Below are 13368 nucleotides of genomic sequence, written 5' to 3' on the forward strand. Positions count from 1 at the left end.
ACTGCGACGAATACTTCTTATCCGTCATTTCTTCCTCGCCCCCCAATGCGGATAGTTATTCTTTGTTTCTCTACCTTATTCGAACAACTTAACGATGTCTGCCATCGGTCGAAACAATTTCATCGGTTGATCCGGAAACGGCAGAAAACTTTCACGTTCATAGAAGTGCTTCGCGCTTTCGTCCTTGGCGTCCACGATCACTGCAAAGGATGCAATCTCGCTGCGGGCGGCTCGGTAGAGCGCATCCGCGAGGAGAAACCGACCGTAACCTCTTCCCTGATAGCGTTGATCGACTGCGAGGCGGCCCAGCAAGGTCGCTGGGATCAACGGGTAGCGCGGCAGCTTGCGGACAGTCGCCGCCGGCAATTCCGGAAGCCTCACAGCCGTCGACGAGAGTGTGTAATATCCGGCGATGCTGCCATCCTGCAGCACGAGGACAAAAGGCGCCGCCATCTTCTTTCTGGCGTCTTGTCCGGCCTGCGTCTGGAAATATCGGTCGAGCGGCTCTGCGCCGCTTTCGAACCCCGATCGGCCATGTTGCGGGCCGAGAACCTCGACCCGCAGGATGTCGTCCGCTGCCCCCACCCGTCAGACGCCTGTTCTCTCACGATAGCGGCGAACGGTGTCATGCAGCCGCTCATTGACCGGCCTTGATTCGACCAACGCCTGTACAAACGCCTGACTGTCCCGTACCGAAAGCTCCAGGTGTTGGTATTCCTCGATGGCGCGGCGCGCCGCATCCTGTACGCTTGTCAAAACGAAATCCGTCACGGTGCGCCCTTGCAGGGCAGCGGCATGTTCAATCAAGCGCTTCTGGTCGGCGGTTACGCGCGTCTCGAGACGCTCCCCGCGGATACGACCGGTAGCCGGTCTCTTTGCTGTTTGAGCCATTTCTGGGCCTCCAGTTTCCTGGTATATGTACGGCCATTGGCCGGAGAAATCAAGGGTGCAGCGTTCCTTGCGCTATCAATGGTGATCGGCCCTATCAGGCCTAACCGCCTGATCATTGGCCTCGTCCAATAACGGCGCAACGTGCTCGGCCTTCAGTTCCCAAGCTGCTCCATGCAGTTTACGAGCTCCTTGGATGATCTGGTCGAGTTTAAAAGCCTGCTCGGCGGTGCGAATTGAAGCGATCTTTTCCGCAAGAGGAACTGCACGTTTTTCGTCAATATGAAGCAGCGTGGAAATCAGTTCGTAATTTTGCTCGCTTGCAAAATTCGAAGGACCAGCCATGGAGAGAAAGTCAATGACTCTGGCAGGTGTGTCGGCATAAACACGTATAAGATCTTCTACGAAATCCATCATTGTCTTATCCCACGTGGAAAGTATGTATCCGTGTTCATCGTCGTTTTTTAGAAGAGTCGCAACGGCAGCATCATGATCAATTATGTATTTATCGTGATATTTCTTTGCAGCAGACATGCTTCTAAAGACGGTCTGGTCAGTTTTTGGGCATGTAATGACCTTTATGCCATGACTATCAAGGAGGCTTTCGATTTTATTCTCTACTTTGTCCAGAGATCGTCCGGCTTGAATGCCGAAGTATGCGAGAAACTCCCCAAGGGAGATGCTCTCGCCTTTCTCTTCCATCGTTTCCTCGATGTGAGCAAAATGGCTCAAGTAGGCATTCTCAGACGAACGAAGTGATCTCTTCGCGTCACGTGGTAGCGCGCCGTAAGCATCCACGAGTGCGATTGCAGCTCGCCCATGTGCGGCCATCTCATTAAGGTAGGGCCTAGGCACGACTGCTGCGATCTTGTGTTGTACAAGGGCAGTCTTCAAAGCGAGCGCCGCCACTCCATATCGCGAGCGGGCGCCGCCGAATGAAAGGCCAAATAAAACTGGCATTGCTACGCTGGAATCAAGAACGACCTTGATGTCAGTCCGCCTGCCAAGCGCCCTATAAATATCGAATGTATTCGTAGCGAAAATCTGGCTTACGGCTTTTCCATACTGCTTCAGCTTCGAAAGGTTCGTCTTCGAAAGAACCTCATATATTTCATCTCGCTTATGCTCCAGGCGCTTTTCTGCCAGAAACGATCGGATGGCTTGCTCTATGGGCCCTAGCCCATCAAGATTTTCGTCTCTGACCAGAAGTTCCAAAGCTAGGCCTAAAAGCTTTCCGCTGTCCTCGACATTTAATCGCGTGACCTTCGCTACGGCTGCGAGATCGATCTCCCGAGCTGCCAGATACTCAGTCTCCGCAGCTTGCATTTTCTTTACTTCACTGTCGCTAAGCTTAACGGCGGTCGCAGCGCCCTTAACACGCCCAGCGATTCGCAAGCGAGAGAGCGCCGCGCGAGCGGAGCGGTCAATGTTGATGCCCGGCAGAGCCGCAGCGACATTTTCTATCAACTGCTCTTCCGGGATGCCTTCTACGTGAAGCAAGCGTGCTCGAATGCTTGCCTCAATGAACTCTTCTTTCAAATCTTTCGCGTCTTTCGAAAACATGAGAAGCGTGCTGATCGTAACATCCTTTGGATCGGCGACTAACTCAGCTGGGATGCGTAGTCCGAGTAGTTCGTATGCTTCCCGAATTACGCTTGGGCGCGTGAGAGAAGTGGCGACTCTGCGCAAATCAATTATGGTGAGATCTACTATCCCTTTGTATCGGTACTGAGTGTCTAAAAATTCGTCCTGATCGTCAGGGGTAATCGCTCGATTTGTTACATAGACAAAATGCCTCAGGCCCGCTGCTTCTGTATTCGCGGCTTCTTCGTTGATTTTTTGTTCCCACGTCTTCCGTACGCTGAGCTGGATTCGGACATCAGGCCGCGAGCAGACCACGTCTTTACCGCCATCGCCTGGGCCATCGACAATGCTCAAATCTCGATAACCAAGCTGTTCGAGGCACATGATCGCCACATTGTAGAAAGCTTTTTCTTCGAGTGCTTGAATGGCCTTAAGGAGAGCGGGAAAATACATGAGTGTCAGCCTGGATTTTGAGACAAAGCACAACTGACTCTAGTTCACCTTCAGCTCGCTGGAAAGATTTACAAGACGCCTGAAGTCAGCGTAGCGGATGTTCCGCTTCCATCATATCCAAACTGAAAGTTCTCTGTCTGCGCCCGGCCCAAATCAGGCATTCCAGGTTGGCCAAGTTCTTGGCTCACCTGCGAGTCTGTCACTGTCGAAATTTGTAATACAGGGTCGTTGGTTCTGATCCGTTCAAGAGCTGTTGGTGAGCGGCGGTGCTCCTAAGGCGAGGCCAAAAATATGCAACACTTCCGTTCCGCATCAGGCATCTGGTTGCCCGGCGGTAGCGCCGTTATTTGTGGCGCCGAGATCAGTTCGGATGATGTCGGCTGTTTTCTCATAATGAAGCTGCAGCAGGCGTTCAGCTTCCACGGTATCTCGATCAAGCACGGCTTTCAGGATGGCTGCATGTTCGTCACTGACCTTGCGCACGCGAAAGGCTTTACGGATCGAAAGCGCTCGATAGCGGTAGAGCCGATCGGCAAGCTGCTCGCAAAAGCCTATCAACGATTTTGATCCACAGCCTCCAATCAGCAAGGCATGGAAAGCCCGATGAAGCCTTTCCCATTCCGGATTGTCCTCGAACTGCTCCGCATTGAGTGAGCGTGGCGTGCGCTCCAACCGGTGATGGGCGACTAAAAGCGCCTCTTCCCAGTCGGGCGTTGCGTTCGCCATGGATTCCCGCAGCGCGAGTGTCTCCACCCAGCAACGCGTTTTCGTCAGCTCGTGCAATTCGTCCAAACTAATCGGTTTGACGAAGAAGCCGCGCTGTTCCTTTCCGATAACAAGATCTTCTGTCGTCAATCGGTTGAGAGCCTCACGCAACGGAGTCTGGCCGGCATCATAGTGCTCGATCAGGAAGCGCAGCTGAAGCTTTCTGCCAGGCTCCAGGCGCGTCGAGAGAATGTCGGCCTTTAGCCGCTCATAGATGCTGGTTGCCAATGTCGCGGGGCTTTCAGCCCCTTTCTTCAGCAGGTTGACGTTCATGGTGCTCTCTGGCTTGCAAATCACTTTTTATATACACGAGGAAGCAGCGGCGCGAAATTTATAAATTTTATCTTTACGTGGCAAAGTTTGTACATTATGACAGCTCTTAACGAGGGAGGGCTCAATGAGCGGAACGAAAAAGCAAGCGTCGGGCGCCTTTGCGAACGGCTGCGCTTGTTGCGGCATTGATATCCACTGTCACGTGGTGCCCGCACGCTTTCCGCTTGCGGCAGGGAATGCTCCCATCCGTGGCTGGCCCTCGATGGTTGCCGCGGATGCTTGTCACGCAACGGTCGTTATCGATGACAAGCCTTATCGCACGGTCAGCGATGCCTGCTGGGTGGCCGAACGGCGGCTGGAGGAGATGGACAGGACCGGTATCCGCATCCAGGCTCTGTCTCCCATGCCTGAGCTCTTCGGCTATTGGATCGAAAAGACCGCGGCCCACGACCTTGTCCGATACGTCAACGATGCGATCGCCGTCATGATCGGGCAGGGCCAGGATCGATTCGTTGGGCTCGGTGGCCTTCCTCTTCAGGATATTGATCTTGCGATTTCCGAGTTGCATCGCCTCGTCGGCGAACTCGGTTTTCGTGGCGTCGAGATCGGCAGCAATATCAATGGCGTGCCTATCGGTGATCCTCGTTTCCATTCCTTTTTTGCGGAGGCGGAGAAGCTGAATGCAGCTGTCTTCGTGCATGCGGTGCGGCCGACTGGCATGGATCGTCTCGTTGGGCCAGCGCCGCTTCAGCAGGTGCTCGCCTATCCGACCGATGTCGGATTGGCGGCAGCATCCGTGATCACCGGCGGGTTGCTTCAGAAATTCCCGAAACTGCGGATCGCCTTCAGCCACGGCGGCGGCACGTTTGCCTCGCTGCTGCCGCGGCTGCAGCAGGGCTATTCGGCCTTTCCGGCGCTCAGCGAAATCATGCATGAGAGCCCTGCCGCGCAGGCGCGGCGTCTCTATGTGGATTCATTGGTTTTCGATCCGGACATGCTACGCCGCCTTGTCGCCGTCTTCGGCGAGGATCGCATCATGATCGGCACCGACTATCCCTTCAATTTCCGCGAGAAAGAGCCCATCGCTGGCGTCGAGGAGGCGTTTGCGGATGCGAGTTTGCGCGAGCGCCTGACATTTGCGAATGCGCGCGCTTTCCTGGGTTTGGATGAGGTTTGATCCCATGACTGAATTTCCTGTCATCGCTTTGCGCAGCGTGGAACTGGGTACGCCCGATCTCGCGTCGTCTGTCGACTTTTATACCCGCGTCTGGGGCCTGGATGTCGTCGCCGAAGTGGAGGGCAAGGTTTTCCTGGCGGCAACGGGTGCTGATTTTCATGTGTTGGAGCTAAAGCAAAGCAATCGTTCGGAACTGCGCAAGATCAGTTTTCGCGTCGGTTCGGCTGAAGCGCTGGCGTCGCTGTTCGCAAGGACGGTTACCGCAGGCTGTGCTGTCCTGCGCGACATCGGACCCGCTGATGGTCCCGCCGGTGGCGAGCGTTTCGTCATCCGCGAGCCGCAAGGCGCCGTTCTGGAATTCGTGCACGGCGACCGCCGCAAGCATGGCCGCGTGGTTCCCAACCGGCCGGAACGTCTGGCGCATGTCAACATTAACAGCGCTGATATCGAGGCGCTTTCGGACTTCTATCGTAATGTCCTCGGCTTCCGCCTGACGGACCGGTCGAGACTTATGGCTTTCCTGCGCTGCAACGACGACCATCATGCGGTCGTGCTGGCCGAGGCACCGGTCAATGGGCTGAACCATGTCGCCTTCCTGATGCCCGACCTCGAATCCGTCATGCGAGCTTCTGGTCGCGTCGTCGATCACGGCTATCCGATCGGCTGGGGCGTGGGCCGGCATGGACCGGGCGACAACGTCTTTGCCTATTTCGTCGACCCGCAAGGCGTAGTGATCGAGTACACCGCCGAAGTCCTGCGGGTGGACGACTCCTATCGCGCCCGAGGACCCGAGGAATGGGTCTGGCCGCCCGGCCGAACCGATCACTGGGGCATTGCGCCTCCCAAAAGCGACGCCTGCAAGAAGGCACAGATTTCCATCGGCTTTTCCGGCGCCTGATGCGCCCAATAGACATTTGCAGAGGCATGCCCGTGACGAACGATAACGATATCTCGAACTCTTATGACGTGCTGGTGGTCGGCTTCGGCCCGGCTGGAGCCGTGGCCGCCGGCATGCTCGGCGCGCGAGGCCATTCCACGCTCGTTGTCGATCGGTTGACCGGTATCTATGACAAGCCGCGCGCTATCGCGCTCGACCATGAAATCCTGCGCCATTTCGACAATATGGGCATTGCCGACGAGGTGCTTCCCCATATCGCGCCGTTCACGGCCTCCCAGCACTTCGGCGCAGAGGGCCAGCTCATCCGTCGTATCGACATGGTGCCGGAACCATATCCGCTCGGCTACACCCCGAGCATGGTGTTTACCCAGCCTCCGGTCGAGGCCGTGCTGAGACGGCATGCCGAAAGTTTCCACTGCGTGACGATAGAACTTGGCACGGAAATGGTCGATCTCGATCCTCAGGGGATTGAAGTGGTCGCGACGCTTCGGAATTCGTCCGGCGAGAGCCAGAGGATCGCAGCGAAATATGTGATCGGCTGCGACGGGGCGTGGAGCCGTGTGCGTGAACTGTCGGGAATGAAGCTCGAGGATCTCGTCTTCGACGAGCCGTGGCTCGTAGTCGATGTGCAGGTACATGAAACCGCGCTGGGCAAGCTACCACAGACTTCGGCCCAGTTCTGCAATCCGGCGCGTCCGACCAGCTACATCATGGGGCCCAAGAATCACCGCCGCTGGGAAATCATGCTTCTGCCGGGCGAGGATCCACGCGAGATGGAAAAGCCCGACAATGTCTGGCGGCTGCTGTCGCCCTGGCTGGCGCCGGAAGACGGCGAGCTTTGGCGGGCCGCCGCCTATCGCTTTCATGCGCTGGTGGCCGACGAATGGCGGCGGGGGAAAGTCATGATCGCCGGTGATGCCGCGCATCAGCAGCCGCCCTTTATCGGCCAGGGCATGTGCCAGGGCCTGCGCGACGTTTCCAATCTCGTCTGGCGGCTCGACCGCATCCTGAAGGGGCAGTCTTCCGAAGCGCTGCTGGATACCTACACGGTGGAACGCAAGCGGCATGTGCAGACGCTGACCGGCAAGATCAAGGCAATTGGCCAGACGATCTGCGAACGCGATCCGGAAGCCGCCGCGGCGCGTGATGCCCGCATACTTGCCGAGGGCGGTGGTCGGCCTCTTACCATTACCCGGCAGGACATCGTCCCGCCCATCGAGGATGGGCTGATCGCCGAAGAAGGCACGCCGGCGCGAGGATTGTTGTTCCCGCAGCCGGCAATCGTCGAAGGCCCCGCTCCGCGCTTGATGGACGCCTTTACCGGAGCGCAATGGCGGCTTGTGCTCGACGGCCGCCGGATCGGGATGCCGGAAGGACAGGTGCTCGCCGACGCGATCGACGGCCTCGTGGTGAAGGCTGTTGTGCCTCAAGGCGATAATGCAGCCGATCCGGCCTCGCTCCGAGAAAGGGATGGCGTGCTTTCGGCCTGGTTCGAACGGCATGAAGCGATCGCTGCGCTCGTACGTCCTGACCACTATGTCTTTGGCGCCGCCGGCGACGTCGAGGCGCTTCGCCAGCAGATCGCGGATCTGCGCGCTCGCCTTGCCTGAGTCCCGCATCGGCAATCGCAGTTTTCTTTGAAGTTCTGGGAGGAACATATGTCTGAACCAACCATCGATACCGTCAGCAAATGGCGACCTTTTGCCGTCCTTATCCTGCTTTTCCTGTTTCAGACGCTGAACTTCTTCGACAAGCTCGTCTTCGGCCTTTCCGCCGTGTCGATCATGAAGGACCTCGGTATTTCGCCACAGCAGTTCGGCCTGATCGGCAGCAGCTTCTTTCTGCTGTTCTCGATTTCGGGCGTTCTTGTCGGCCTCTTCGTGATCGGTCGTGTCCCCGTCAAATGGATCCTTGTCATCCTCGCTGCGATTTGGTCGATCGCGCAGATCCCGATCTATTTTACCAGCTCGGTGACGGTTCTGGTCGCCTGCCGAATTTTGCTCGGCCTCGGTGAGGGACCTGGGCTGCCCACGGCATTGCATGCCTGCCATAACTGGTTCAGCCCGCAAAAGCGGAGCGTCCCGAGCGCCGTCGTGTTGCAGGGCATCAGTGTCGGCTTGCTCGCCGGTGGGCCGATCCTGACCTATGTCATCGTCAATTACGGCTGGCGTTCGGGCTTCCTGTTCTGCGGGCTGATCGGTGTTGCCTGGATCATCGCCTGGCTGCTCATCGGCGGGGAAGGGCCGCATGCCGTCGCGGAAAATGAAAAGGCGCGCGCCGTAGTGGGGGAGACCCCGATCCCAGCCCGCAAGCTCTGGCTCGACCCGACCGTGATCGGTGTCATCATCATGTCGACCATGTCTTACTGGATCGTCGGCATGTCGGCCACGTGGCTGCCGCCCTTCCTGCAGCAGGGCCTTGGCTATTCGCAGACCGAAACCGGCTCGATCATTTCGGCCGTCTATATCTTCCAGTCGCCGCTGTTGCTGGTTGGTTCATGGATCGCGCAGCGCATGCTTCAGAAGGGCGCCAGCAAACGCGCGACCCTCGGTAGCGCCTCGGGCTATGCGCTTCTCGTCAGTGGATTGGCACTGATCGCCTCGGTTCATGTCAGTGGTCCATTACAACTGGCGCTGATCGCGATCGCTTTCGCTGCTCCAAGTCTGACCACGATATACGGCCCGATCACGCTCGGTAGCGTCGCGCCGGCTGTCCAGCGCGGCCGGCTGATCGTCGTGATCTATTCGGCGAATGCGGTGTCCGCACTCGCATCCAACGCCGTCACCGGCATGATCGTGCAGGCAGCCGGACCCGATCATGTCGCGGCCGGCTATGCAAATGCCATGCTGTTCACGGCCGCGATCCTCATCATTGGCGCGATTTCCGCCTTCGCGCTGATCTTCCCGGATCGCACCATCGAGCGCTTCGGCAAGTTGACGCGCTTCACCGATCAAATGCAGCGGGTGTGAAAGCGCCCGTCGCCCAGTCCGACCCCCTAAAGGAGCAAGAACCATGAGACTGTCCACCGTCAAGATCGCCGGCCGCACGACCTGGGGCGTCGTCGAGGACGATCGCTTCCTCGATGCCGGCGCGGTTCTCGCGTCACGTTATGCCGATCTCAAATCGGCTGTGGCCGGTGACCTTGACGGCGTTGCCGAGGCCGCCGGTTCCGCCGCCGCCACGCCGCTAGGTGAAGTCGAATGGCTGCCGGTCATCCCCAATCCCGACAAGATCCTCTGCGTTGGGCTGAACTATGAAATGCATCGCAAGGAGACGGGGCGTGCGGAGGTGGAAAACCCGACGATCTTTGCCCGCTATGCCAATAGCCAGACGGGCCATCTCGCCCCGATCGTGCGCCCGAGGGTCTCGACGGAACTTGATTTCGAAGGCGAGCTGGCGGTCATCATCGGCAAATCGGGCCGTTACATCACCCGCGATGAGGCCATGGGATACGTTGCAGGCTATGCCTGCTACAATGACGGCAGCGTGCGTGATTTCCAGCGTCATACGCATCAGTTCACACCGGGCAAGAACTTTCCCGACACCGGCGCTTTCGGGCCTTGGATGATGACGCCGGACGAACTTGGTCCGCTGCCCGATCTTCGCATTCAGACGCGCCTCAATGGGACCGTCGTGCAGGATGCGACCTTCGGCCAAATGATTTTCAATATCGCCCGGCAGATCGAATATTGCTCCAGCTTCACACGCCTGGAACCGGGCGACGTCATCGTCAGCGGCACACCGGGCGGGGTTGGCGCCAAGCGTCAGCCGCCGCTGTGGATGAAGCCTGGGGACATCGTGGAGGTGGAGATCGACAGGCTGGGCATTCTGAGCAACCCGATCGTTGATGAACTAGGTTAGTATATGCTTACAGTTCGCGGTTGCGAACTGATGGGCATCGACGGGCCGACAGGTGCCGCCAAAGTACATGAGGCGGCGCGGTTTGCGCCCCTTAATTTGCCGGGGTCGATTGAAATTCTTTCGGAGGGATGCCGTGAAACAGTTCATTGCCTTATGTGCAGCCGTGTCGTTGCTCGCTTCAACAGCTTTGTCGCAGGAGCAGCCGGCGCTTTCGGCCCGCGTCGCCAAGACGCTGACCATTGACGGGCTTTCCTTCAAGGATCTCAATCGCAATGGCAAACTCGATCCTTATGAGGACTGGCGCCTCCCGGCTGCCGAGCGGGCGGCCAATCTCATCAGTCAGATGACGCTAGAGGAGAAGGCCGGCCTCATGATGCATGGTACGGCTCCATCCGTCGGTCCCGGTTCCGGGATGGGGGTCGGGACCGAATATGATCTTGCACGCGCCAAGGAGATGGTCGACGGGCGCAAGGTCGTGACCTTCATAACACGATTGGCGGGCGATGCCGCCCTATTGGCCGAGCAGAACAACAAGCTTCAGGAGATCGCGGAAGCTGGCCGGCTTGGGATTCCAGCGACGATCAGCACCGATCCGCGCAATCATTTCCAATTCGTACTCGGCGCGAGTGTTTCGGCCGGCGGATTCTCGAAATGGCCCGAGACTCTCGGGCTGGCGGCCATAGGCGATCCATCGCTCGTTCGCCGTTTCGGCGACATTGTCCGCCAGGAATACCGCGCCGTCGGCATACAGGAAGCATTGTCTCCGCAAGTGGATCTTGCCAGCGAGCCGCGCTGGGCACGCACCAACGGTACGTTCGGCGAGGATGCGCAACTTTCCAAATCCATGGCGGAAGCCTATGTGGCAGGGTTTCAAAACGGCGAGAACGGCATCAACAAGGACAGTGTCGTCGCCGTGGCCAAACACTGGGTCGGCTACGGTGCGGCAAAAGACGGTTATGACAGCCACAACGCCTATGGACGCCACGCGACCTTTCCAGGCAATAATTTCGCAGAACATCTCATTCCGTTTGAGGGAGCTTTCAAGGCGAAGGTCGGCGGCGTCATGCCGACATATTCGATCCTTGACGGCGTGACCGTCGACGGCAAGTCACTAGAGCCAGTGGGCGCGGGATACAGCAAGCAGCTTTTGACCGATCTGCTGCGCGGCCAGTACGGCTTCCAGGGTGTCGTTCTCAGCGATTGGCTGATCACCAACGACTGCAAGGGAACTTGCCTGGATGGCGAGAAGCCGGGCGTAAAGCCGACTTTGAACGAGGAAACCTTCGGCATGCCTTGGGGCGTGGAGGATTTGAGCCGTGTCGACCGCTTTGCCAAGGCCGTCAATGCCGGCGTCGATCAGTTCGGCGGTGTCACGTCTTCCGATCTTCTGGTTCAGGCTGTAAAGGAAGGAAAGATCAAAGAACAGCGCATCGATCAATCTGCAACTCGTATCCTTGTCCAGAAATTCGAGCAGGGCCTCTTTGAAAATCCCTATGTCGACCCGCAAAAGGCGCAGGCAATCGTTGGCAACGCGGCATTTGCTGCAGACGCGAACGCCGCACAGGCCAGAGCGATGGTGCTGCTCGACAATAAAGCCAGGCTGTTGCCGGTCCAGGGCGGCAAGAAAATATTCCTTTATGGCGTCGATCCGAAAGTAGCCGCTGCACGGGGCTTTACGGTCGTTGCTGCGGCCCGTGAAGCCGATTTCGCGCTCGTGCGGCTGAATGCACCCTATCAGCAGCCGCATATGAACTATTTCTTCGGCTCTCGCCAGCAGGAAGGCGATCTGGATTTCAAGGATGGCAATGCTGACTTCGAGGCGTTCAAGGAAACAGCGAAGCAAGTTCCGACGATTGTCTCCATTTATCTGGCGCGTCCGGCGATCCTCACAGGAATACGCGAGCGCGCTGCTGCCATCCTTGCTAATTTCGGCGCAGGCGACGCAGCCATGTTCGACGCAATTGAGGGCAAGCAGAAGGCAGAAGGTAGCCTACCCTTCGAGCTTCCGTCATCGATGAACGAGGTGCGCGCGCAGAAATCGGATGTGCCGCACGACACCCTTAATCCGCTCTACCCGATCGGGTATCATATGGGATACTGACCCGTTGGTCTTATTCTTCGACATCCAGATCGCCTTCGCGAGATGCAGATAGACGAGCCAGTCGACGAAGAATGTCAGACACAGGTGACTGTCGCGATCCAAACCCGTCAAACAGCTGGGTTCCGCCGCCGGACGGCGAGGGGCCGGTTTGCGAAAGCATGTGATGCTCGTCTCAAGTCCCACGGCGGGAAAAGGAAGGTTCTGGAGATTTGTTGGCGGCCCAAAGTTCCATAAATTAGACTATGCCGGATTGGATGCTCAAGCCATTGATAATATGGGATGCGACACGAAAGGAGCGGTTCGATTCCCCTCACATCAACGGATCCGATTTGTTGATTGTGGGGTCGTCGTCTTTAAAAGTGGCGTCGCAGCCAATCGCGCCAGGCGAAGAAGGCGAAGTCGACCGATCAACTGCGGAATAGGTGAGCAATCTTCAGCTGCTGTGTTTCTCAAAAGGTTGTGTGAAGGCGAATGAAGCGATAGCAGTTTGTCTGCTGTTTCTGGAGCTTTTGATGGCGACACGCTTGAGTTTTCCTGCAATCTTTCGGCTGATCACTGCAACCTTTTTTCTGTCCGTTATTTCCGTCGCATCTGCGACCGAAAGCAAAGAGACGCCGGAAGAGCGACCGATGAACTTCGCGTTGGTCAAGAACGGCAATTGCCAGGAAAGCTGTGTCCAATGGATATCTGGTGAAGGCAAGGTAACAGCTGACACGCCGACGCGATTCAAAAGACTTCTCAAGATCCTCGGAGGCAAAACACTTCCCGTAGTGCTTCAGTCTCGCGGTGGAGACGTAGACGCCGCGCTCTCAGTTGGACGTATGATCCGGACCGCCGGGCTAGATACTGCGGTGGGCAGAACACAGCTGAATGGCTGCCCGATGCTCGACCCGCGCTGCACGGAAAAGGTCATCAGCGATGGATGGTCTGAAGGTGAAGTTCACGCCGGAGGGGCGTACTGTTTTTCAGCTTGCCCGTTCGCCTTGGCGGGAGGCCAGACACGTGCTGCGGCTACTAATGCGTATGTTGGCGTTCATCAGCTTACAAACGGCCCAGGTCACCGAGCGACGGGAAGAAGAAGGCTCGACGTTATATCGACAAAAATCGATCCGAAGCTGAATAAAAAGCTTGCCATCTACCTTGATGAAATGGGCGTCAACAGTAATGACGTCTTCGCCATGATGGGACTAGCGACCCCGAACGGTATCTACTACGTCAAGAGTGCCGAGGCGCTCAAATCACACGTCATTACGAGGGTTTTCTCATCAAGCGACGAACCGGGCTATGTTATTCGTGGATCCGCGGTCAAAACGTCCGACGTGCCAAATAGGCTCTGACGCGTCGTGGTTCAATTCCATTCGACCGCAA

Annotated in this window: 11 protein-coding genes; 7 read left to right on the forward strand and 4 right to left on the reverse strand. The window is 57.5% G+C overall.

Translation table 11 applies throughout. The features are described 5' to 3' along the window. Positions 1-75 precede the first annotated feature (75 nt). The 4 genes from I8E17_RS29915 to I8E17_RS29930 form a co-directional block, all read right to left on the reverse strand. Positions 76-585 carry a GNAT family N-acetyltransferase gene (locus tag I8E17_RS29915; protein ID WP_113367296.1) on the reverse strand — a complete coding sequence of 170 codons (510 nt, stop codon included), beginning with the start codon at positions 583-585 and terminating at the stop codon, positions 76-78. A 3-nt stretch (positions 586-588) separates the two neighbouring features. Beyond that, entirely contained in the window at positions 589-891 is a 303-nt protein-coding gene (locus I8E17_RS29920; RefSeq protein WP_113367297.1) for a DUF1778 domain-containing protein, read from the reverse strand. 75 nt (positions 892-966) lie between these two features. Continuing rightward, positions 967-2925, reverse strand: a complete 1959-nt coding sequence (locus tag I8E17_RS29925) for a hypothetical protein (protein ID WP_113367298.1) — start codon at positions 2923-2925, stop codon at positions 967-969. Positions 2926-3237: 312 nt separating this feature from the next. Further along, the gene (locus I8E17_RS29930) at positions 3238-3963 is read right to left on the reverse strand and encodes a GntR family transcriptional regulator (protein WP_069615406.1); all 726 of its coding nucleotides are present in this window, start codon (positions 3961-3963) and stop codon (positions 3238-3240) included. 124 nt (positions 3964-4087) lie between these two features. Between I8E17_RS29930 and I8E17_RS29935 the strand changes: the two genes are divergently transcribed. The 7 genes from I8E17_RS29935 to I8E17_RS29965 all read left to right on the forward strand — a co-directional run bounded on the left by I8E17_RS29935 (position 4088) and on the right by I8E17_RS29965 (position 13337). Next, complete coding sequence (locus I8E17_RS29935) at positions 4088-5140, forward strand: amidohydrolase family protein (protein ID WP_113367553.1); 1053 nt, start codon at positions 4088-4090, stop codon at positions 5138-5140. Between the two features lie 4 nt (positions 5141-5144). Further along, entirely contained in the window at positions 5145-6038 is an 894-nt protein-coding gene (locus I8E17_RS29940) for a VOC family protein (protein WP_113367552.1), read from the forward strand. A gap of 26 nt (positions 6039-6064) precedes the next feature. Next, positions 6065-7648: a bifunctional 3-(3-hydroxy-phenyl)propionate/3-hydroxycinnamic acid hydroxylase gene (locus tag I8E17_RS29945; protein WP_113367551.1), complete on the forward strand. Its 1584-nt coding sequence runs from the start codon at positions 6065-6067 to the stop codon at positions 7646-7648. Positions 7649-7696: 48 nt separating this feature from the next. Next, entirely contained in the window at positions 7697-9007 is a 1311-nt protein-coding gene (locus tag I8E17_RS29950; protein WP_069615402.1) for an MFS transporter, read from the forward strand. A gap of 43 nt (positions 9008-9050) precedes the next feature. Continuing rightward, on the forward strand, positions 9051-9899 hold the full coding sequence (locus I8E17_RS29955; protein ID WP_069615401.1) for a fumarylacetoacetate hydrolase family protein: 849 nt from the start codon (positions 9051-9053) through the stop codon (positions 9897-9899). Positions 9900-10032: 133 nt separating this feature from the next. Further along, on the forward strand, positions 10033-12000 hold the full coding sequence (locus I8E17_RS29960) for a glycoside hydrolase family 3 N-terminal domain-containing protein (RefSeq protein ID WP_069615400.1): 1968 nt from the start codon (positions 10033-10035) through the stop codon (positions 11998-12000). Positions 12001-12422: 422 nt separating this feature from the next. Further along, complete coding sequence (locus I8E17_RS29965) at positions 12423-13337, forward strand: hypothetical protein (RefSeq protein ID WP_162750992.1); 915 nt, start codon at positions 12423-12425, stop codon at positions 13335-13337. Positions 13338-13368: the final 31 nt, after the last annotated feature.

Origin of the sequence: Rhizobium sp. AB2/73 (assembly GCF_020871915.1) — a bacterium.
Taxonomy (GTDB): domain Bacteria; phylum Pseudomonadota; class Alphaproteobacteria; order Rhizobiales; family Rhizobiaceae; genus Rhizobium; species Rhizobium dioscoreae.

Bases quoted from the DNA above. Each gene is read 5' to 3' on its own strand.
- I8E17_RS29930 (WP_069615406.1), bottom strand. From the start codon at position 3,963: ATGAACGTCAACCTGCTGAAGAAAGGGGCTGAAAGCCCCGCGACATTG.
- I8E17_RS29925 (WP_113367298.1), bottom strand. From the start codon at position 2,925: ATGTATTTTCCCGCTCTCCTTAAGGCCATTCAAGCACTCGAAGAAAAA.
- I8E17_RS29950 (WP_069615402.1), top strand. From the start codon at position 7,697: ATGTCTGAACCAACCATCGATACCGTCAGCAAATGGCGACCTTTTGCC.
- I8E17_RS29955 (WP_069615401.1), top strand. From the start codon at position 9,051: ATGAGACTGTCCACCGTCAAGATCGCCGGCCGCACGACCTGGGGCGTC.
- I8E17_RS29920 (WP_113367297.1), bottom strand. From the start codon at position 891: ATGGCTCAAACAGCAAAGAGACCGGCTACCGGTCGTATCCGCGGGGAG.
- I8E17_RS29940 (WP_113367552.1), top strand. From the start codon at position 5,145: ATGACTGAATTTCCTGTCATCGCTTTGCGCAGCGTGGAACTGGGTACG.
- I8E17_RS29935 (WP_113367553.1), top strand. From the start codon at position 4,088: ATGAGCGGAACGAAAAAGCAAGCGTCGGGCGCCTTTGCGAACGGCTGC.
- I8E17_RS29945 (WP_113367551.1), top strand. From the start codon at position 6,065: ATGCCCGTGACGAACGATAACGATATCTCGAACTCTTATGACGTGCTG.